Genomic DNA, 19,829 nt, shown 5'->3' on the forward strand with positions numbered 1-19,829 from the left:
CTCAGGCGGGTGCCCGGTAGACCAGCACCTTCAGTGAGCGCTCGCTCGATACGTCGGCAAACACCGGCGGGTTGGCGATGCGCTGCACGAATTCCAGTTGGGGGGCGATGGCCTGCATCTGCTCCTGCAGAAAGGCCACGCCCAGCTTCGGGGAGTTAAGGCACAGCAGCGCGTGCCCGCCCGGGGCCAGCAGGTCGGGCAGGCGGCGCATCAGGCGCGCGTAGTCCTTGTCGGCGACGAAGCTGCCCTTCTGGTAGCTCGGCGGGTCGAGGATGATCAGCTCATAGGGCCCGTTGCGGGTGATCTTGCCCCAGGAGCTGAAGATGTCGTGGGGCAGGAAGCTGGCGCCCGCGGTGAGCCCGTTGAGCAGGTGATTGCGCTTGCCGATGGCCAGCGCGCCATCGCTCATGTCCACATTGATCACCTGCCGGGCGCCGGCCTGCAGGGCCACCACCGAGAACGAGCAGGTGTAGGCGAACAGGTTGAGCACCTTCAGCCCGGGCCGGGCCGCCACGTGCTCGCGCACCCAGTGCCGGCCTTCGGCCATGTCCACAAAGAAACCATGGTTGAGGCCCTTGAGCAGATGCACCCGGAACTGCGCCCCGTTCTCGGTCACCACATGGGGCTCGGGCACGCTGCCCGCCATCAGCCGGGTCTCGGCCCGCGCCTCGAAGCGGTACTGGTAGACCCAGTTCAAGGGCTCACCGGGGCACAGCTGGTGCCAGCGTTCCGACAAGGCCATGTGGACGGCGGCCAGCTCGGCATCGCTGGCCGGCACGAAGCTGGTCAACACCCAGACGGGTGGAAAGACATCCAGCGTCCACTGCTCGCAGCCCGGGTAGAGGCCACCCCGTCCATGGAAGATGCGCTGGGCATCGGCAGACAGGGGCGCAGCGGAGATGGCGTCGAGGAGGGCTTGCATGGGCGGGGCAGGGGGCAGGGGAGGGCCGGATTGTCCCGGAAAGCCGGCGGGAAGGCGAGGTGAGGGGGCAGGCAGGCTGCGTGTCTGTTGTCGATTGATGTAGTGCCCATTCTGGTGCTATAAGATCGGCACTCTTCGTTGATGACATTTGGGAAAGCAAATGTCATCGGTCTGTGGTCCCGTCAATGTCCAGGAGCCTTCCCCATGACTCAGAACCTCGTCTCCATCGAATTCGCCCCGGCTGATCTTGAAGCGATCGACAGCGCCCTCGACGTGCTCGAAGCCCGGCTCGATGGCCTCGTCGTGCTCTCTGCCGAAGAGCGCCGCAAAGCCATCAAGATGGGCGACAAGTCCGAAGTCTTCTGCCGCCAGACCGAACTGGTGTTGCGCCAGAACCCCGGCATCGTGCCCTCCAACTTCGATCTCGCCGGGCTCCAGCGCGACATCGCCGCCCTCGACGCCCTGCGCTCGCGCCTGCAGCGCCTGCGTACTCTCACCGACCGGGCGGACGACACCGAGCTGGCCCTCGGTAGCGACATCATGAGCGCATCCTTCGACGGCTATGCCCTGGCCAAGGTCGGCGGCAAGGGGACTGCCCTGGACACCCTCAAGAGCGCCATGCAGACCCGCCTCTCCCGCAAGCCGCGCAACCCCGGCAAGCCCGACGCCTGATCACAGGCTTCGCCGCCGGCCCGCTTCCCGGGCTTGCACACCGGATACCGACCCGGCCTGTCCGGCAGTGGCTCGCCCCAGGCTCGGCGAATGGCAGGCCCTGTCCGCGCGTGTCTCGCGAGCGCGAAAGGGACAGGCCCACCCTATCCCGCATACAGGCCGGCCCACACCGCGAGCGCTTCGCGAGGCGCGTCGAGCTGCTCACGAGCAGCGTGGGGACTGGGGCGGGCGGTTTGGGGGAGGGCGCGGAGCAGCTCGGGGACTGGGGCGGCCTGGCTTCGACGCCGTCGCGACCAGAGCGTGACCAGACGGTCCGGCTGGCGACACCCGTCAGGCGACCTCCGCCACCAGCCTGATCCGCTGCGCGGCTGCCCGGACTCCCTTCATCCGGCCGTGGCCCGGCAGGATCTTCTCCGAAGCCGTGCCCAAGCCCGTCCGCGCCAGCTCGTCCACATCCCGCTTGGCCGCACTGCGGTCGCGATGGAGGCGCTCCGAGATCTGGGTGATCGAGCCAGGCATCTCCTTGATGGAACGGAGCAGGGCAAGCCGCGCTGTGGTGATCCTGCTCGAAGCGCTCTTCAATGTCTTCGAAGCTCACGAAGTCCACGGGCTCCACCACCCCGAAGCAGCAACCAGAAAACAAAAAGGCCAACCCCTGGAAGGTTGGCCTTTTTACGCGCAGATCAACGACCTGCATGAATCTGATGTGGAGCGGGCGATGGGAATCGAATCCGACCCCCAAGTTGTTGAGTCTTAATCGATTCTTCCAAACCTAAACCAGTCACTGGACTGGCTCATGGACTAGTTTACCCTGCCAGTCGGAAAGCAGGCAACGCCTTCGCTCCAAGGCGAGCCATCCTCAGCCATGGACAGCCAGCGCACGGGGTGGCCTTCCTGGCCCACGTTGAACGCTCGTACCCTTCTGCGGCGCGATTCCTTTTTAGCCTATCAGCATACCGACCAGGTCTGACCCAGGGCGCTTTTGCCTGAAATTGGGTGGTGTGAGGCATCGCATTGCCGGATATCTCAAAGTCATAGATCGCCGCGAGATCAGTCCATTCCCAGCCGGTCTTGCCGGCGCTTCGCGCGATCATGATCCTCGCATGCGCGGCAACAGAGGCGCAGCCCCCATCTTGCTGACGCCGGAGCGACCTGCGTGCGATCACCGGCCATTCGTCAAGGCCCTGAGTGGGCTACCCCGGGGTAGCTCGCGTGTAACGCCGACATTGAGCCTGAATGGGAGGCGACTCGCGATGAGGCTCGATCCCTCCGCGCAGGGCTGCGCAGCGCCATCGTACCGCTTACGGGTTTTCAAAGCACTGGCCTCGACCGGGACAGGCAGGAGTCCTTGATGGGGTAGCAGTTACAGGGAGGCAACTACATGCAAGGGAGTTCGCTTTCGGAGGTGTATTACCGACCCATCGATGCGGCCATCCGATGGGCCGGGTTGTTCCGGTTCAGGGATGACATTCTCGCGGCCGTCAAGTCAAGAAGCCTGCCGGTAACGCTGGATTGCCCGCGCTGCAACGAGCTTCGTCTTTATACCGATCGCATCTACGATGCCATCTTCCACGGTGAACTGCCCTACGGACTGAACGGCATTACGATCAATGACGAGTCCCTGTGGGACTCACCCGATCTGACCGTTCGCCACGTCGACCTCAAGCGCTGGATGCTTCGGACCTATCCAGAGCAACGGCCGACCTTCCTTTTCTCCCGCCACGAGAGGATCACCCATCCGGTAATCACGCTGGAGACCGGTCATGCGCTCTTGGTGGAACGGGAAGCGCTGAAGTCCCAGCTGGAGCAGTGTCGCCATCAGTTGCATCAGCTCCAAGAGCAGCAGAAGAAGCAAGGGGCCCCGAATCTCAACTGCACCCCGTGCCCCCTCAGTGATCGTGCCGAGATCACCTATCTGAACATCATCGGCACGATGTTGGCCTTGATGCTCGGACGAACACCTTCCGGGGCTCCATACTCCAGTTTCAACAGCCAGGACGCGATCATCAGCGCCCTGATCGCCCATCACGGCAACCTCATGGGCGTCACCGAGCGTACGCTGCAGGCCAAGTTCGCCCAGGCCCGCCGCAGGTTGCAGGCAGCGAACCATTGAAGAGCGTCAAGCCCCAATCTGCGGTCGCGGAAACCGCATTTGCGGTGTTCTTTCCCACGGGGTTCCTGTCAATTACGGGTCACGCCAAACAAGCGCCAGTAAGCGCTAAGGAGTGCCCCTCATGTCGGACAAGCCACTTCCGCAGCCTGCGGGCGAACACCGCATCCTGCGCCGCGAGGAAGTCGAAGCCAAGACCGGTTTCAAGCGCGCCCACATCTACAGCCTGATGAAGGCGGGCAAGTTTCCGAAAGCCATGCGTTTGGGAATACGTGCGGTCGGCTGGGACTCGCTCGAAATCGAGCAATGGATCGCCGAGCGCCGCAGTGAGCGCATCTGATCCTCGTTCAGCTCTCCAACAATGAAACGAGGAGTCTGACGATGCTGGTCATCTCGATCATCTCCACCAAGGGCGGTGTGGGCAAGACGACAACGGCGGCCAACCTGGGTGGCCTTGCCGCCGACGCAGGGCTGCGCGTGCTGCTGCTCGATCTGGATGTGCAGCCCACGCTGTCGAGCTACTTCGCGCTGGACGCACGTGCGCCCGCTGGCATCTATGAGTTGCTGGCGTTCAACGAGCGTCGCATCGATCAACTGGTGTCGCGCACCGCCATCGCCGGGCTGGACCTGGTGCTGTCGAACGACGACCGCGGAGAACTGAACACACTGCTGCTGCATGCGCCGGACGGACGCCTGCGGCTCCGACACCTGCTGCCGGTGCTGGCACCGTTCTATGACCTGCTGCTGATCGACACCCAGGGCGCTCGCAGCGTGCTGCTAGAAATGGCGGTGCTGGCCTCGAACCTGGCGCTGTCGCCGGTGACGCCGGAGATCCTGGCCGCACGCGAGCTGCGGCGCGGCACGCTGCAACTGATCGAGGACATCGGGCCGTATCGGCACCTCGGCATCGAGCCTCCGCCGCTGCACCTGCTCATCAATCGGGTGCACCCGGTGTCGTCGAATGCCCGGCTGATTCAGCAGACGCTGCGGCAGATGTTCCAAGGAACGACGGGCGTGCAGGTGCTGGACACCGACGTGCCAGCCATCGAGGCCTATCCGCGCGCGGCGACGCGCGGCCTCCCGGTGCACCAGGTGGAGTGCCGACAGCCCGCCGGTCGTGTCGCGCCTTCGGCGCTGATGACGATGCGCGCCCTGGCCGGCGAGCTGTTTCCGCAGTGGCGGGAACGCTTTGCGCGGGTGTCCGGCCGATGCGTTGCGAAAGGCCCGGCAGGGAGCGAGGGCAATGACGAACGCGCATGACCTGGCCCGCGGCCACAAGCGGCTGCGGGCGCTGATCGACTTCGCCCTGGGTGAAGGTTGGCACGTGGTGCGCACACCGGGCGGTCACCTGAAGTTCACCAAGCCGGGCTGCGCGTCGGTCTACACCAGCTCGACGGCGAGCGACCACCGCGCCGGGCTCAATGCCCGTGCGCAGCTTCGCCGTTCCGACCGGCAGGCGCCCATCGGCGGGATACCGCCCCAGGACAACGGCCGTGGTTGAGCTGACCCCGCAGGACATGGCCGCCAAGCTGATGGCCTCCGGCTTCGAGCGCGGCGGTCCGACGGCCAAGGCCTTGAGCGACCCAATCGCCGACACACCGATGGTGGTGACGCTGGATCAATTGCGCCCTTACGACCATGACCCGCGCGTGACCCGCAACCCGGCCTACGAGGAGATCAAGGCGTCGATCCGTGAGCGCGGGCTGGATGCCCCACCCGCGATCACACGCCGGCCCGGAGGGGCCCACTACATCATCCGCAACGGCGGCAACACGCGCCTGGCGATCCTGCGTGATCTGTGGAGCGAGACCAAGGAAGAGCGGTTTTTCCGCATTGCCTGCCTGTTCCGGCCATGGCCGCAGCGCGGCGAGATCGTGGCGCTCACCGGCCACTTGGCCGAGAACGAACTGCGTGGCGGGCTCACCTTCATCGAGCGGGCACTGGGCATCGAGAAGGCACGCGGCCTTTACGAGCAGGAGAACGGCGGGCAGGCGCTGTCGCAGTCCGAACTGGCTCGGCGCCTAACGGCCGACGGCTACCCGGTGCAGCAGTCGCACATCAGCCGCATGCAGGACGCAGTGCGCTACCTGCTGCCGGCGATTCCGACGGTGCTGTACCGCGGGCTGGGCCGGCATCAGGTCGAACGGCTCGCGGTGCTGCGCAAGGCTTGCGAGCGCGCTTGGGAACGGCGTGCGCTGGGCCATCAACCCGCCGTGGACTTCGCCTCGCTGTTCCAAGATGTGCTGTCGCAGTTCGACACGCAGCCGGATGGCTTCTCGCTCCAGCGGGTGCAGGACGAGCTGGTGGGCCAGATGGTCGAGCTGCTGGAAGCGGACTACGACACGCTGAGCCTGGAGATCGACGACAGCGAAATTCGGCAGCGGGCGTTGACCAGCGAGCCCCAGCCGATGAGCCCGGCGGCACCCATCATGCCTGCGGCGCCGCGGCCTGCATCACCACCTCCGGCGGGGATGCAGGTCGGCGCATCGGCTGCACCCGCTGCCGAGCTTCCCCCCACACAGAACGCTGTAGCACCCGTGGCTGGCAGTGGGCAAGGTGAGGGGGAAGACACCGCTCCAGTACTGGCAAGCCGCGATGCGGAGCGCCTGCAAGGGCACATCGTGTCTCCAGCACCAACCACCGAACGCCTGCAATCCATTCAGCGCCTGGTAGCCGACCAGTTGGGCGACAAGCTGCCCGACTTTGAGACCAATGCCTTGCGCGCGATTCCCGTGCAGGTCGGCGGGCTCTACCCCATCTCGGATGTCTGGTACATCGAGCCCGGATTGGACGCGCCTGACCGGCTCCGCGTGCATATCGCGCAGTTCGCTCGTGAGATCGCCGAGGAAGCGGCGGTAGCGGGGCAAATCGAGCCCAGTGAGAGCGGCATCGGTTTCATTTGTGTAACTTCGACCATTGCCCAGGTGAAAGCGCTACCGGCCTTTGCCCGTGCGATGCTGACTCTGCTGGATGCGCTGAGCGCGGCGCCGGCACCCGCGACGGGGCTGGATCGTGCGCGACTGACCGACGACCTGGCGCCGCTGCTGCACGGCAGTGGCGGAACATCCATGCGCATGAGCGACGCCGGCCTGGTGAAGCTGTTCCGGCTGCTGCGCCTGGCGCGCCGGCTGCTGGACTTGGAAAGCGGTGCGGCTTCAGCCGACCCGGGCCGCGATTCCTGAGCGCTGGAGGCAACCATGTCGTCACCCCATCCGCTCAACCAGGCCGTCATCGCACAAGCCCTGCACGATCTGCGCAACGGCCAGTTGCGCCGCTGCAAGGCGATGGGTTTCGGCGAAGAGGAGCTGGACGCGCTCAAGCATCCGGCGCTGGTCAGCGTCCTGGTCAACGCCACGGTGTCGTGGTGTTCGGTCTCGGTCAACCGCGAGGTACTGAAGCGACTGCTGACGCAGGTGCATGACGTGGAGCAGGAAATCGCCACGGTGGACCGCATGCTGCGCCTGGGCGCGAGCACGGAGATGGTGAGCCGGTTCTACGGCCTCACCCATCAGGAGGTCGCCCTGCGGCGCGACATCCTCGGGCTGCCCAAGCGCAAGGGCCGGCACCCGGTGCTGGACGAGGCGCAGGAAACCACCCTGTGGGAGCACTGGAAAGCCGGAGTCACCGAGCGCCATATCGCGCTGGACGACGAGTTGGCCATGTTGGGCCTGACCATGGACCTGGCCGAGACCCTGACGCTTCCGATGTCGGTGGTCTGGGCGGCGATACGGAACTGGATCGACCAGGGGCTGGTGTAGGCCATGGCGACGGGCGGCGCACCACGGCGCGATGGTCCCATGGCGCTGTCGGCGCTGTTCGACGACGCGCTGCAGAACCTGGCGATGGCGCAAGGCACGGCGCCGGCCGGCGACGGGTTCCTGTACAGCGGCAATCGCCATGAAAGCGTGCCGCGTGCACTGTTCCTCGACCGGCGCCTGACGCCGCTGGAGCGCAACGCCTGGCAGGTCTTCCGCCTCCAGCTCAACGACGACGGCGTGACGGCCTTTCCGACCTATGAACAGCTTCGGCCTTACCTGGCCTCGATGCCGTGCGGGGCGCGGGCCTCGCACGAGACCGTCGCGCGCGCCCTGACGCTGCTGCGCCTGACGCGCTGGCTCAGCCTAGTGCGCCGCCGCCGCGACCCCAAGACCGGCCGCATCCTGGGCAACCTCTATGTCCTGCACGACGAACCGCTGACGCCCTTCGAGGCGATGCAGCTCGACCCCGACTATCTGGGTCTGGTGAGCCAGGCACTTACCCATGCAGCCAAGGCGGTGCAAATCGTCGGCATGCACACGCTGAAGGAGATTGCCGAGGACCCGCTGCTCAGCGGCCGCACGCTGCCGACGCGCTTGCAGGTGCTGTCCCAGCACATGGCCCGGCATGGGTGGACGACGACGAGTTATCCACAGGAGGGTGTCGACCACGAATCCGAAGAAGGCAAAGATAGCTTGCTTCGGAATGCAGAACGCCCGTCTTCGGAATCCGAAGCGGGGCCGAAGCCCGCGCCGGATGGCTCTCTTCGGAATCCGAAGGAGGACCGTACCGTACGTAAGGATCGTATTGATGAAGTACGTACAGTACCGCGCGCGAGGACGGTGCAGAACCTGCGACTGCCCGAGCGATTCCTGCGCTTGAAGGAAGAGCAGCAGGCAGGGGCGATGATCGCTTTGCAGCAGGTGGAAGAGACCCAGCGGCAGGCGGTGCTCGACGAGTGGGCAGCGCGGTGCCGCAGCAGCGCGGTGCGCAACCCGGCCGGCTATCTGTTCGGCATCATCCAGAAGGCGATCCGTGGAGAGTTCAAGGCGTGGGCAGGTCAGTCCGGCCGAGAGCATGGTCCACCGACGCCCCTATCCCCTGGGGATAGCGCTTCCGCGCCTGCCACCCGCGAAGTTGCCCTGCGGCACATCGCCGACCTGCGGGAAAAGCTGCGATTGCGGTGACTGCGGGGGCGCGGTCCGGCCGGAATCAGAATGTGCTACAGGCAAGATGGGGATCGGGGCGGGCGCTCAGCGCAAGCATTGCCGAAGATCACGGGCCTTGACGCTGTCCTGGTAGATGGACACGAAGGTCGCGACATCGATACCCAGAATGCCGGCGATGTCGACGAACTCAGTGAAGTCGAGACGCCGCTCCCCTCGTTCGTACTTGGAGATGAAGCTCTGGGGCCGGCCGAGGGCCTTGGCAACCTGTACCTGGGTAAGCCCGGCGACTTCCCGCGCCTCGATCATCATCGTTCGGAAGAGCTCGTATTGGGGGCGGTGCAGCGAATTGACCATCCCCATACCTTAATAACCCATTGTGGGATATCCCGAATCGGGATCTCCTGATGACATGCATCCGGATCGCGTATCGACGCTGGAGGAACGGACTTCCGACGAGGGGGACTCTCGCCCCTGCCCAGTAGCGGGCGGCGAGGTGCCGCCCGGCGTGGCCGGCGACCGGGGCGGTCGGCTGGCGGCGATCGAGGCCGAGTTTCGGGCCGCGAAGGAGCGCGCGCTGGCTGAAGCAGAGCACCTGCGCCAGCTCAAGGCAGAATTCGTGAACAACATGCATCACGAATTGCGCACGCCCCTGTACGGCATCCTCGGCATGGCCACCGTCGGGATGCGTGCCAATGATGTTGAGAAATCCCGGCACGCCTGTCGGCGCATTCTGGAAGCAGGCCGCCGCTTGGCCGAGCTGGTGGAGAACGTCCTCGACTTTGCCCAGTTCGAGGCAGGCCACGGCCTTGTCAGGCCGGTGCCAACGGCACTCCGGAAGCCCCTGGAAGCGGTTGCGCGGCGTGCACTGGCGAGCGCGACGGCCAAGGGGCTGGGCTTCGAGCATCGGCATGAAGGCCCCCAGCCGGCCTACTGCGTGATCGACGGCCATCGACTGGAGGGTATCCTGGACCACCTCCTGGACAATGCCGTGAAATTCACCGATGAAGGGAGGGTCACCCTGGTTTCGGGGCGGGACGGCGACCAGCTGGTCTTCGTGGTGGCCGATACCGGCATCGGGATGGGTATCGACCACGTCCGACAGCTCTTCCGCCCCTTCGAACAGGCGAACGGGAGTGCCTCGCGCCGCTTCGGCGGAATGGGACTCGGATTGGCCTTGACGGAGCGGGTGGGGCGGCTGATGGGCGGAACGATTCGGGTGGAGTCGACGCCAGGGCAGGGAAGCCGCTTCGAGGTACGGTTGCCGTATGTCGAAGCGGCGGATGCTGATCTTGAGTGAATGCCTGCTGCGCTTCTGGCGCGGCCTTGAGATCTTCAACACCCCGACTGCCCCTTCCGCCCGGGATGCCAACGACCAAACGAAGGTCGCCACGCTGCGGCGCGTTGCGGCCGCGCGGAATCGGCGTACCGGGCAGGATGCAGCGTTTGCGTTCGCGGACGATCAGGAGTCGATCCTGCAGGCATTGCGGATCGCAGCCGTCGGCGGGCAACGCCGGGCCATCTTCTGCATTGTCCATCTCGATCTCGGCCAACGCCTGCCTATCCCCAGGGGATAGCCGGCACACACAGCCTTCCGCGTCGGGCAAACCGGGCGGACGTTGGATGCGGTTTGTTGACTGACAGCCTTCCGGCTGGTGCCGATGCTGGCGACTCGTTCATTCATCGCGAGTCGTCTCCATGGCCAACGAACCCCTGCAACTGAATCTCGGATCGCTGCGCAGCGCGATGTCGCTGACGCTGCACACCCATCACGCATCGCGCATCTGGCATGGCCGCGCGCCGGCCGAGGGTCGTCCTGGCATCATCGGCCTCAACGGCTACATCAGCGTGATGAACAAGATGAAGCGCGGTGCCGAGCAGGATGACCCCTACTCGGACTGGTGGATGCTGCGCATCGAAGACAAGCTCACGCAGACCAAGACCAGCCTACAGGCGTTGCGCGAACAGGTGGACCAAGCACTGGCTGATGTGCCGCCCGCGCTGTCCCTGGGCGAGAACATGAACGTGCAGCCAGTGAAGCTGCCGCTGTTCGTCAATGCGCAGCTTGGCTTCATGGCGGTGTACCTGCTGGCCGACTACGACGACCTCGCACGCAAGCTGATCCTGGCCCATCACACGGCACTGATCGACCGCAGCACGCTGGAGCGCTGGCTCAACGACGGTGCGCATGCACTGCGCAGCCTGTTCTCCCTGGCGCAGCAGTACCGCTACTCAGGTGCGACGCGCGACGACTTTGCGGCGAAGAACGCCGTGGCGCGGGCGGCGCTGGAGAAGTTCGGCGAGCTGCCGCAGGACATTTTCGAAGGCACGCGCCGTTCGCGCTTTGCGCCACCCATCGCACGGAGGGGAAGCCGGCCCGAGTCACCGGTCGCTGATGCTTTGGAGTCAGGCATTGGCGCAGGCGACTCCGCGAGACAAGACGATGAGGGCGTCAACGCATGACGGCACCTTCTTCTTCCGGCCACCCAGCGCGCTTCATTCCGCTGGGACAGACGGACTTCCAGCGGCTGGAACATGCAGGCTACCTAAAAGGCCTTTTACAGCCCTTTAAGGGTAAGGGGAGTCTGGAGACCTGGGCCAGCCAGTGCATGGCGCTGCGCGACGGGTTGATCGCCCTGGCACAACGGCAGGTGTTGCCCCAGGCGCGGGCCTACCCCTTCAACCTGCTCGATGTGCAACTGGCCCAGCAGACGACTGGCGCAGGGACGACCTTTCTGCGCTGGCGCAACCTCGACCGCTCGGCCATGGGCGTGGCCTTGTGGGAGTCGCTGCTCGATCGCCCCGCGACACCGGCCTCGCTGATCGACGACCTGTATGCGATGGAACTGCAGCGCATCGCGCTGAACATGCAGATCAGTCTGACCCACAGCATCACCCGCCTCGCCCTGGAATGCGCCAGCAGGGTGGACCGGGCCGAGGCAACCTATCTGCGGCGTGTCCACGGGCATGTCGCGTCCGTTCCCACCACTCCCAAGGAGTCACCATGAGCACGCACTTCGTCGGCGAGGGCAACATCGGTTCCGCGCCGGAGTACCGCGAATTCCCCAACGGCAACGACGAGCCGAGGCGGCTGCTGCGGCTGAACGTCTATTTCGACAATCCCATCCCGAAGAAGGATGGCGAGTACGAGGACCGCGGCGGCTTCTGGGCGCCCGTGGAGCTGTGGCATCGCGATGCCGAGCACTGGCAGTCGCTGTACCAGAAGGGCATGCGCGTACTGGTCGAAGGTCGCACCGTGCGCGATGAATGGGAGGACGCGGACGAGAACGAGCGCGTCACTTTCAAGATCGAGGCCCGGCGCGTCGGCATCCTGCCTTATCGCATCGAGGCGGTGACGCTCGGCGCCAAGCCTGCCGGGGGCCAGTGACCAAGCATCGCGGGCGGCTGTAGCAACCGTCAGACGCCCGCCTTGCACCAGTGGGCTATCCCCTGGGGATAGTTCCACTGCGGCCCACCGAGCTCCAGCCGCCCTCCCGACGCGAATTTCCCGCCCCTCATACCGCTGCGGCAACCATTCCCCAACCGAGGACAATTCGGTGTTCATGCCGTCCGGCTTCCTTGCTGCCGGTCTCTCCTGGCCCAGCCATGCTGTTGTCCATCTGATGAACCGCACATTCCCGAGGAGGCTTCATGCGCGTGTTCCTGTGCGAGAAGCCTTCGCAAGGCAAGGACATCGCCCGCGTGCTGGGTGCCGGCCAGCGTGGTTCCGGCTGCTACAGCGGCGCGGGTATCGTCGTGACCTGGTGCATCGGTCATCTGGTCGAAGCAGTTCCGCCCGAGGGTTATGACGAGCGCTACAAGCGCTGGGCCATCGAGCAACTGCCCATCATTCCCGAACGCTGGCGCGTCGAGCCCAAGGCTGCGACCGCCGCGCAGTTCAAGATCGTCAAGCAGCTCGTCGGCCAGGCCAACGAGCTGGTGATCGCCACCGATGCCGACCGCGAAGGCGAGATGATCGCCCGCGAGATCATCGAGCTGTGCGGCTATCGCGGACCGATCCAGCGGTTATGGCTGTCGGCGCTCAACGATGCGTCGATCCGCAAGGCACTGGGCGCGCTGAAGCCGTCGGCCGAGACGCTGCCGCTCTACTACTCGGCCCTGGCCCGCTCGCGTGCCGACTGGCTGATCGGCATGAACCTGAGCCGGCTGTTCACCCTGCTTGGACGCCAGGCCGGCTACACCGGTGTGCTGTCTGTGGGCCGGGTGCAGACCCCGACGCTCAAGCTGGTGGTGGATCGCGACCGCGAGATCGCCCGCTTCGTCTCGGTGCCGTTCTGGGCAATCGAGGTCACGCTGTCCCATGTGGGGCAGTCCTTCACGGCGAGCTGGACGCCGCCGCAAGGCTGTACCGACGACGCCGGCCGCTGCCTGCAGCAGCCCGTGGCACAGCAGGCCGCCGACCGCATGCGCGCCGCCAGCAGAGCCCAGGTGGTGTCGGTCGAGACGGAGCGCGTGCGCGAAGGTCCGCCGCTACCGTTCGACCTGGGCACGCTGCAGGAGGTGTGTTCCAAGCAGTTGGGCCTGGATGTGCAGGAGACGCTGGACATCGCCCAGGCGCTGTACGAGACCCACAAGGCGACGACCTACCCGCGCTCCGACTCGGGCTACTTGCCCGAGAGCATGCTGGCCGAGGTGCCGACCGTTCTCGAGAGCCTGGTCAAGACCGATCCCGGCCTGCGCCCGTTGATCGACCGCCTGGACCCGACCCAGCGCTCGCGCGCCTGGAACGACGGCAAGGTCACGGCACACCACGGCATCATCCCGACACTGGAACCGGCCAAGCTCTCGGCCATGAACGACAAGGAGCTGGCCGTCTACCGGTTGATCCGCGCGCATTACTTGGCACAGTTCCTGCTCCACCACGAGTTCGACCGAACGGTGGCGCAGCTCGCGTGCGGCGGGCAGTCGCTACTGGCCGTGGGCAAGCAGATCGCCGTGGCCGGCTGGCGCCAGGTGCTGGCGGCGCCGGAGGAAAGCGATGCGGATGGCGACGACGCCCAGCGCAGCCAGGTGCTACCGGCACTGCAAGCAGGATTGTCCTGCCAGGTCGGCCATGTCGATCTGAAGGCGCTGAAGACCTTGCCGCCCAAGCCCTACACGCAGGGCGAACTGGTCAAGGCCATGAAGGGCGTCGCGAAGCTCGTCACCGACCCGCGCCTCAAGCAGAAGCTCAAGGACACGACAGGCATCGGCACCGAAGCCACGCGCGCCAACATCATCGGCGGCCTGCTCGGTCGCGGCTATCTGCTGAAGAAGGGCCGCGCCATCCGTGCTTCGGATGCCGCCTTCACCTTGATCGACACCGTGCCGGCGGCCATTGCCGATCCGGGCACGACAGCAGTCTGGGAGCAGGCACTGGACATGATCGAGGCCGGCCAGATGACACTGGACACTTTCATCGCCAGGCAATCCGCCTGGGTGGCTCAACTCGTGCAGGAGTACCGCGGTGCGACGCTCGCCATCAAGCTGCCGCCTTCGCCCTCCTGCCCCCAGTGCGGCGGGCAGATGCGGCAGCGCACCGGCAAGAGCGGCGCTTTCTGGTCATGCAGTCGCTATCCGGACTGCAAGGGAACGCTGCCGATCGACAGCTCGGCAGGCAAGCACGGTGCGCCACGCAAGCAGAGGGCTTCCCGCAAGGCGTCCTGACACCGACGAATCCCTTCGCCACGCCAGCCGTTTCTAGCGGCGGGTCCAACCTCCCGTGCAATGCGGGATTCCCCAGCGCACGCCCCCTTCTGCAACGGTGTGCACGTCTGGCTGCCCAACGACGGGCTCGCAAGACGAGAAGGCCGTTTCTCCGCGAATCGCGTCTGTCGCGACTCCATTGATCGAGATGCTCCCGTCGATGACGAGGGGTCTCCTGACGCCTGGCGGACCTGTGTCGAAGCGAGCCGTCAGGAGACCCCTCGGGTCGACGGTATTCGGTGCCGGTGCCCGCCGGCGGAACAACGGGCTCCCTTTGTGCGCGGATGTGTGCCGAAGGATGTCGACCCCAGCCACGACACGGGTCGGGTGCGATTGCTGACGCAGCGAGCGGCTTTGACGACGGCCGGGACTGCCACAGCCCACAGGTGGTTTCTCTCTTCTCCGGCTGAAGGCTCAAGGGCCTTCGGCCCGTTGGTCATTGTTTGATCTTGGTCGGTGTCGCACAGCCTCAAAGCGGCCCTTGCGCGATGCACATTCCTAGAAGACGCCAGTGAGGCGTCGCGTCCATCCTGCAGTCATGTGCTGCTGACGGTCGTCAGCACCATGCCCTGGCAGCCCCGGTCTTCAAGGCTGCAACGCGGTTTGCCGCGTGGATCGAACCAGTCCGCTTCGCATCACCACCGCGGACGTGCGTCTTCACGACGCCGATGCTTCTTCCTTCAACCCTTCGGGAGATATCCGCTCCCGTCCGGGTGTGGGCTCCCGGTCCTTCAACCAGGAGAGCCCCATGTCCCTTGCATTCGCATCGGCACCGCTGAGCGCCGCCCAAGCCCGCACCGAAGCCATTGGCTATCTGGCCCTGGCCTGCACCGGTAAGCGCCTGTCCCTGCAGGTGCGCCACAGCGCCGCCGGCCACTTCATCGGCACCGCCGATGAAGACGGCCCGGTGTCCCGAGAGTCCGTCGAGTACTTCCGCTCGCAGCACGCCGCCGAGCACGCCCTGGCAACAGGCCGCTGGCAGCAACGCATCCACCCCTGACTTCCACTCACAAGGAGCCATCTCATGAACCAGTCTTTGCCCCAAGACGTACTTGATCAGATCGCCGCGGAAGAGCGGCATTTCGCCGAAGCCCCGCAGGCCTTCTTCGAAGGGTGGAAGCGCGGTGTGGAAATCGCCGGCGCCGAATGGTTCGGCGACGGCACGCCCGAAGGCCTGCAGCGCGCCACCAGCAAGTGGGATCTGCGCCCCAAGGTGCTGTTGCTCAACGACGCCCTGGATGTCCTCAGCGGCGGCCAGCGCATGTTCCTGTCCGCGATGGTGAGCTTCTACAACGCCCGCGAAGGCGGCGCGATGCTCAAGCGCTGCGGATTCGAGGGGCTTTCCGATCTGGGAGGTCTCGATCTGGATCGCCGCAAGGTCATCGCCGATCTGGTGCTGAACTACAGCGGCTGGTGATCCCGATTCGCTTGTTCGCCATCCGTTCCTTTTTTCCACCCACGAGGGACATGCGCCTCCTTTCGAGGCGGTGTCCCTCCCTGTTCTCAACATCTCTTCAACCACCCGCTGGGGGCTTGCTCCCCAGCCGGGGAATGGGCTCCACTTCCTCTGATGGAGAAACCCCATGTCCCCCGATTCCAACCCTTTCCTCCGCGGCTACCAGAACCTGCGCATTGATCGCTCCCTGTGCATCACCTACGAGGACGACTGCCCGCCGGTCTGGCACCCGCTGCATCCCAGCCAGGCGCATCTGCCAGACGACCAGATCGCGCTCTTCCCCTGCGTCTTCAACAACGACTTCGCTCTGATCACCGAAGGCCAGGACATTCCAGAAGACCTGGAGGCCCAATGCCAGACCGAGGGCGTGGTGCGCACCGTGGTCTACGCCGTCAGCGGCGACGACTTCGGCCAGCCCGTGCACGTCGGCGACACCTATTCGGAGGAAGCTGCGCGGGAAGTCGTGTGGCGACTGAGCTTCGAGACGGGCTTCTACAGCCGGTGCTGGGAGATCAGCAGCGCCCATCTCACCCCCGAGGCAGGCCGCTTCCTCGCCGGGTTGGCGGACATCGCCACACCGAGCGGCTTTCTGTTCGTCGCCTTCCGCATCCCGTACAGCCCCGCGATCGGCGTGAAGCTGATCGCCACCCCCTGGACGGATGCGAACCTGCAGCTTGTCGAGGGCATTACCGCCGAAGAGCTGCGGCAGGAGCACCGGGCCAAGGGCATGCCGGAGTCCCTCGTGGAGGTATTGCACCTGGCCGCACTCGCCAACGTCCGCATGCTGATCTTCGATGCCGATGCGCCGGTGCTGGACGGATTGCCCTTGTACGAAGACGAGTAGCACCTTCGAGCCCCCACCCGGGGCTCTTCCTTTTCGTGGAACGAGGTGGCGACAGGTTGCCGATTCCCGGACGACGGGCACCTGCGCCTGCCGCACGCTTCCCGCATGTTCGCTGGCGTTGCCGGCAGCATGCCCAGGCAGTCGAGACCTTCGAGACTGCGGTGCGGTTCGCCGCGCTGGTCGCTTCTTTCGCCGGACGCATGCCGCGTCCATCCACCTCACCCTCAAGGGACATACCTCCCTTGCGGGCGGGAGTCCCTTGGTTGCCACAAGGAGTCTCTCATGGATACCCAAGCCATCCGCGCACAGATGCCGACGCTCGTCCACGGCCATGTGCCTTCCAACGTCCGCAGCTTCAAGTTCAACATCTTCGACGGCCAGCCAAAGGTTTCGACGCTGGGCTTCCACATCGATCCCAAGCCCTTCGAGGGCAAGGTCATCGCCACCACCGAAGAGGCCATCGTCATCAAGACGGGACGCGCCGAATTCGCGGTGCTCGACCGGGCGCTCGTGACCGAGGTGCCCGGCGAGGGCGCCAAGGTGCAGGTCGAACCCTACGCCCGACGCCGTTTCGATGGTCTGCGCGCCGACACGCCCGAGGAAGAAACCGCATTCACTGCCGACGGCAAGCCGTACACGGTGCAGCGGTTCGTGCTCGGTTCCGCACCGGCGAAGCTGCCAATTCCAGAGGTACGCAGCCCTGAGCTGCAGGAGCTGATCCAGCAGATGGAACAGTTGCCCGCACCCGACGGCTACCGGCGCATCACCCATATGCTGGTGGATGCCGGCGCACGGGACTTCACCTGGGTCGATCCGCTGCCCAAGGACATCATCGCGACGCCACCGGCCATTGGCTTCACGGTGGCCACGGCGAAGTTCCAGGGACGCGTCACCGTGCTGTACGAGCGCGGGCTCGACGTGTACGCAGTGGAACTGCACCGCGACGGCGAGCTGGTCGAACGGGTCGATGAGGTGTTCTTCGACTCTCTCGGCGAGACGCTGGAGCGGCGGATCGACGACGGGAACTGGCGGCGCATTCGCGTGCAATGCCTGTCCGGTCGCAAGCCTGTCCGGCACTGACCTCCACGCAGCCTCCCGTCCTCTCGGCGGGAGGCCCTTCATTCGTTTTCCTGGAGATCACATCCATGTCTGTTCGATTCAAAGGTACCGACCTGCGGCCCGTGCTCGCCGAAGCGGTGGTCAATCAATGTCGTGTCGTCCTGGTCAAGGACCAGGGCGTGTACTTCCTGGCCGAGCGCGGTGAGCGCAGGCCCGATGGGCGCCAGAAGCTCATCGCCTACGCCGTGCACTGCAATCCGGATGTCGATGCGTTCGATGATTGGTGGGAGCTGGCGCGCGCCGAGTTCGGTGGCGACGACTTCGGCGAGTTCTTCGATCCGCACGATGGTGTCTTCGCGCTCATCCTGAGCGGCGAGGGCGACCTCGAGGTGTCCGCGACCGCGACGCACTTGTCATTGCATGCCGTGGCCCCTGCGCACAACGGCAATTGACAACCCCTTCCCCATGCCCCCTTTTCGGGGGCTTCTTTTTGCTGGCCTACAGTCGTTGTGATGCACTTCTTTGCCTACCAGAACGACCTGTTGGACTCGGCCAAAGAGTCGATGGCCCGGTTCTGCGACGCCTGAGTCAGACCCTCGCCAATGCGGGAACCAGATGGTGCCAATTCCGACTGGCGCGGGCATTGACCTCGGGCCACGCTTCCCACCATGTTCCGCTGACTTCCGTCAGCAGCATGCCCAGGTAGCCACGATCCTCAAGGCTACGACGCAGTTCCGACCGCGTTGATCCCACCAGTTCGCACCGGCGTCCATGCGCGAACGGCCATCGGTTCTCGATGGCGATGCCACCAAGCTGTTCCATCAACCCACGCGGGGGTTCCACACCTTCCCCGCCTGGGTCGGGTGTGTCTCCGCCTCTTTGTTCTTCAGGAGATTCACCATGACTACTTCCACCGAAAAGTCCTACTTCGATCTGCACATCACCGGCCTCGGGTACCTCAATCGCATCCGCGAAGTGAAGCCCAAGAAAGGCGATGCGTTCCTGGCCTGCGACATCGCGGCCCTGAACGGTCCCAGCGATGACGTCTCGTACGTGCGTTTCGACACGCGCGTATCGGGTTCGGAAGCGCAGCACCTGGTTCGTCGCTGCATCGACGCCGTCGAGGCAGAGAAGAAAGTGATGATCGGCTTCCGCCTGGGCGACCTGTGGACCGACACCTTCACCTATTCCAAGGGGAAGCGTGCCGGCGAGCAGGGTGTGAGCCTCAAGGCACGCCTGCTGTTCGTCAGTTGGATCAAGGTCGACGGCAAGCTCGTCTACAAGGCCGAATCCAAGCCGATCGAGACCGACGCGCGCGAGCCGGAAGTCCCCGAGGCTTCCGAGGTGCCCGCCGCGCAGCAAGCCTCGACACCGGAGCCCTCCAGGCCCGCTGCCGAAGCTGCCGACGATGCTGACGCCGATGCCCCCGCTTTGGCCGCTGCCGAGCCGTTCTGATCCGCAAGGCCCCGTTCCCTGGGGCCTTGTCTTCTCTTCGTCAGCAGGAGACCTTCATGATCACCATCCCCGGCCAACTGGCCATCAAGACCATCCACGGCCGCAACGGCGATTTCAACGTCGGCCGCCTCGCGACCTCCATCGGCGAGTTCGTCGTGAAGAACGCTGAGCTCGACCAGTACGCCGAAGGCAAGTACGAGGGCGATTTCGCCATTGCCGAGATTCGTCCCTCCACCTACAACGCCAACGGCCGCATGGTCATCGAGATCCGCGCCCTTCTGGGCGGGATGACGCTGTCCAACATCGACGCTCTGAGCCGCGACGAAGCCCGCCGGCTGAGTCCGCAGGAAGTCGATCCGATCGACGAGGAAGCGCAGGCACCCGCGCCGGCCGTACCCCAGGCCAAGCCGAAGGCGAAGCCACGCAACCCGCGCGATCCCCTGGTCGACACCACGCCGTTCGGCAGCGAGCCGACCGCATCCCCCGAGGCCTCGGCCAACGCGGATGACGCGGCGCTGTTCGGTGCGCTCTGGCCGCTGGGCGAGATCGTCAAGCTCGATGCCACCGTCGATCGCCGCGTCCTGCGTCAGCAGCGCGACCGTCTCGGTGTGTTGGGCTACGAGTTCGCTCCGCTGTCCCAGGACTGGCATCTCGCCAAGGCCTGATTCCCAACGCCGCGCCAG

General features: G+C 65.4%; 25 protein-coding genes. 22 read left to right on the forward strand and 3 right to left on the reverse strand.

Going from position 1 to position 19,829, the window contains the following annotated elements:
• Position 1 precedes the first annotated feature (1 nt).
• Complete coding sequence (locus HHL15_RS08070) at positions 2-922, reverse strand: class I SAM-dependent methyltransferase (protein WP_169145344.1); 921 nt, start codon at positions 920-922, stop codon at positions 2-4.
• Between the two features lie 204 nt (positions 923-1,126).
• Between HHL15_RS08070 and HHL15_RS08075 the strand changes: the two genes are divergently transcribed.
• Positions 1,127-1,594, forward strand: a complete 468-nt coding sequence (locus HHL15_RS08075) for a hypothetical protein (RefSeq protein WP_169145345.1) — start codon at positions 1,127-1,129, stop codon at positions 1,592-1,594.
• A 330-nt stretch (positions 1,595-1,924) separates the two neighbouring features.
• On the opposite strand, the gene HHL15_RS08080 is transcribed toward HHL15_RS08075, so the two are convergent.
• Positions 1,925-2,176, reverse strand: coding sequence for an HVO_A0114 family putative DNA-binding protein (locus HHL15_RS08080; protein WP_456243185.1), 252 nt, complete (start codon positions 2,174-2,176; stop codon positions 1,925-1,927).
• Between HHL15_RS08080 and HHL15_RS08085 the strand changes: the two genes are divergently transcribed.
• The 8 genes from HHL15_RS08085 to HHL15_RS08120 all read left to right on the forward strand — a co-directional run bounded on the left by HHL15_RS08085 (position 2,151) and on the right by HHL15_RS08120 (position 8,647).
• Positions 2,151-2,351, forward strand: coding sequence for a hypothetical protein (locus HHL15_RS08085; RefSeq protein ID WP_169145347.1), 201 nt, complete (start codon positions 2,151-2,153; stop codon positions 2,349-2,351). The two genes, HHL15_RS08080 and HHL15_RS08085, sit on opposite strands and share 26 nt — an antisense overlap.
• A gap of 624 nt (positions 2,352-2,975) precedes the next feature.
• On the forward strand, positions 2,976-3,707 hold the full coding sequence (locus tag HHL15_RS08090) for a hypothetical protein (protein ID WP_076600436.1): 732 nt from the start codon (positions 2,976-2,978) through the stop codon (positions 3,705-3,707).
• A gap of 121 nt (positions 3,708-3,828) precedes the next feature.
• Positions 3,829-4,044 (forward strand): AlpA family transcriptional regulator, encoded by a 216-nt coding sequence (locus HHL15_RS08095; RefSeq protein ID WP_061959016.1) that lies wholly within the window; start codon positions 3,829-3,831, stop codon positions 4,042-4,044.
• 41 nt (positions 4,045-4,085) lie between these two features.
• Entirely contained in the window at positions 4,086-4,964 is an 879-nt protein-coding gene (locus HHL15_RS08100; RefSeq protein WP_076600435.1) for a ParA family protein, read from the forward strand.
• On the forward strand, positions 4,948-5,205 hold the full coding sequence (locus tag HHL15_RS08105; RefSeq protein ID WP_076600434.1) for a hypothetical protein: 258 nt from the start codon (positions 4,948-4,950) through the stop codon (positions 5,203-5,205). Before HHL15_RS08100 ends, HHL15_RS08105 begins: the two co-directional genes overlap by 17 nt.
• The gene (locus tag HHL15_RS08110; protein ID WP_076600433.1) at positions 5,198-6,886 is read left to right on the forward strand and encodes a ParB family protein; all 1,689 of its coding nucleotides are present in this window, start codon (positions 5,198-5,200) and stop codon (positions 6,884-6,886) included. The genes HHL15_RS08105 and HHL15_RS08110 overlap by 8 nt, the downstream gene beginning before the upstream one ends.
• 15 nt (positions 6,887-6,901) lie before the next feature.
• The gene (locus tag HHL15_RS08115; protein ID WP_076600432.1) at positions 6,902-7,462 is read left to right on the forward strand and encodes a DUF2857 domain-containing protein; all 561 of its coding nucleotides are present in this window, start codon (positions 6,902-6,904) and stop codon (positions 7,460-7,462) included.
• Positions 7,463-7,465: 3 nt separating this feature from the next.
• Positions 7,466-8,647 (forward strand): STY4528 family pathogenicity island replication protein, encoded by a 1,182-nt coding sequence (locus tag HHL15_RS08120; RefSeq protein WP_076600431.1) that lies wholly within the window; start codon positions 7,466-7,468, stop codon positions 8,645-8,647.
• A 66-nt stretch (positions 8,648-8,713) separates the two neighbouring features.
• Here the strand turns inward: HHL15_RS08120 and HHL15_RS08125 are convergent, their stop codons facing one another.
• Complete coding sequence (locus HHL15_RS08125) at positions 8,714-8,983, reverse strand: helix-turn-helix domain-containing protein (protein ID WP_076600535.1); 270 nt, start codon at positions 8,981-8,983, stop codon at positions 8,714-8,716.
• A gap of 55 nt (positions 8,984-9,038) precedes the next feature.
• Between HHL15_RS08125 and HHL15_RS08130 the strand changes: the two genes are divergently transcribed.
• The 13 genes from HHL15_RS08130 to HHL15_RS08190 all read left to right on the forward strand — a co-directional run bounded on the left by HHL15_RS08130 (position 9,039) and on the right by HHL15_RS08190 (position 19,811).
• Complete coding sequence (locus tag HHL15_RS08130) at positions 9,039-9,926, forward strand: sensor histidine kinase (RefSeq protein WP_076600430.1); 888 nt, start codon at positions 9,039-9,041, stop codon at positions 9,924-9,926.
• Positions 9,910-10,203 (forward strand): hypothetical protein, encoded by a 294-nt coding sequence (locus HHL15_RS08135; protein WP_076600429.1) that lies wholly within the window; start codon positions 9,910-9,912, stop codon positions 10,201-10,203. Before HHL15_RS08130 ends, HHL15_RS08135 begins: the two co-directional genes overlap by 17 nt.
• A gap of 121 nt (positions 10,204-10,324) precedes the next feature.
• Positions 10,325-11,089, forward strand: coding sequence for a PFL_4669 family integrating conjugative element protein (locus HHL15_RS08140; RefSeq protein WP_076600428.1), 765 nt, complete (start codon positions 10,325-10,327; stop codon positions 11,087-11,089).
• Positions 11,086-11,634, forward strand: coding sequence for a DUF3158 family protein (locus tag HHL15_RS08145; RefSeq protein ID WP_076600427.1), 549 nt, complete (start codon positions 11,086-11,088; stop codon positions 11,632-11,634). The genes HHL15_RS08140 and HHL15_RS08145 overlap by 4 nt, the downstream gene beginning before the upstream one ends.
• Positions 11,631-12,014, forward strand: a complete 384-nt coding sequence (locus HHL15_RS08150; RefSeq protein WP_076600426.1) for a single-stranded DNA-binding protein — start codon at positions 11,631-11,633, stop codon at positions 12,012-12,014. Before HHL15_RS08145 ends, HHL15_RS08150 begins: the two co-directional genes overlap by 4 nt.
• Before the next feature lie 263 nt (positions 12,015-12,277).
• Complete coding sequence (locus HHL15_RS08155) at positions 12,278-14,293, forward strand: DNA topoisomerase III (RefSeq protein WP_076600425.1); 2,016 nt, start codon at positions 12,278-12,280, stop codon at positions 14,291-14,293.
• 787 nt (positions 14,294-15,080) lie between these two features.
• Entirely contained in the window at positions 15,081-15,332 is a 252-nt protein-coding gene (locus HHL15_RS08160; protein ID WP_076600424.1) for a hypothetical protein, read from the forward strand.
• Between the two features lie 24 nt (positions 15,333-15,356).
• Positions 15,357-15,749, forward strand: coding sequence for a hypothetical protein (locus tag HHL15_RS08165; RefSeq protein ID WP_076600423.1), 393 nt, complete (start codon positions 15,357-15,359; stop codon positions 15,747-15,749).
• A gap of 166 nt (positions 15,750-15,915) precedes the next feature.
• Positions 15,916-16,632 carry a DUF5983 family protein gene (locus HHL15_RS08170; RefSeq protein ID WP_076600422.1) on the forward strand — a complete coding sequence of 239 codons (717 nt, stop codon included), beginning with the start codon at positions 15,916-15,918 and terminating at the stop codon, positions 16,630-16,632.
• Between the two features lie 282 nt (positions 16,633-16,914).
• Positions 16,915-17,712, forward strand: a complete 798-nt coding sequence (locus tag HHL15_RS08175; RefSeq protein WP_076600421.1) for a GTPase — start codon at positions 16,915-16,917, stop codon at positions 17,710-17,712.
• Between the two features lie 65 nt (positions 17,713-17,777).
• Positions 17,778-18,143 carry a DUF3085 domain-containing protein gene (locus tag HHL15_RS08180; RefSeq protein ID WP_076600420.1) on the forward strand — a complete coding sequence of 122 codons (366 nt, stop codon included), beginning with the start codon at positions 17,778-17,780 and terminating at the stop codon, positions 18,141-18,143.
• A 448-nt stretch (positions 18,144-18,591) separates the two neighbouring features.
• The gene (locus tag HHL15_RS08185) at positions 18,592-19,146 is read left to right on the forward strand and encodes an STY4534 family ICE replication protein (RefSeq protein WP_076600419.1); all 555 of its coding nucleotides are present in this window, start codon (positions 18,592-18,594) and stop codon (positions 19,144-19,146) included.
• A gap of 56 nt (positions 19,147-19,202) precedes the next feature.
• The gene (locus tag HHL15_RS08190) at positions 19,203-19,811 is read left to right on the forward strand and encodes a DUF3275 family protein (RefSeq protein ID WP_076600418.1); all 609 of its coding nucleotides are present in this window, start codon (positions 19,203-19,205) and stop codon (positions 19,809-19,811) included.
• Positions 19,812-19,829 lie beyond the last annotated feature (18 nt).

The organism is Zoogloea dura (assembly GCF_012927165.1).
GTDB lineage: Bacteria > Pseudomonadota > Gammaproteobacteria > Burkholderiales > Rhodocyclaceae > Zoogloea > Zoogloea dura.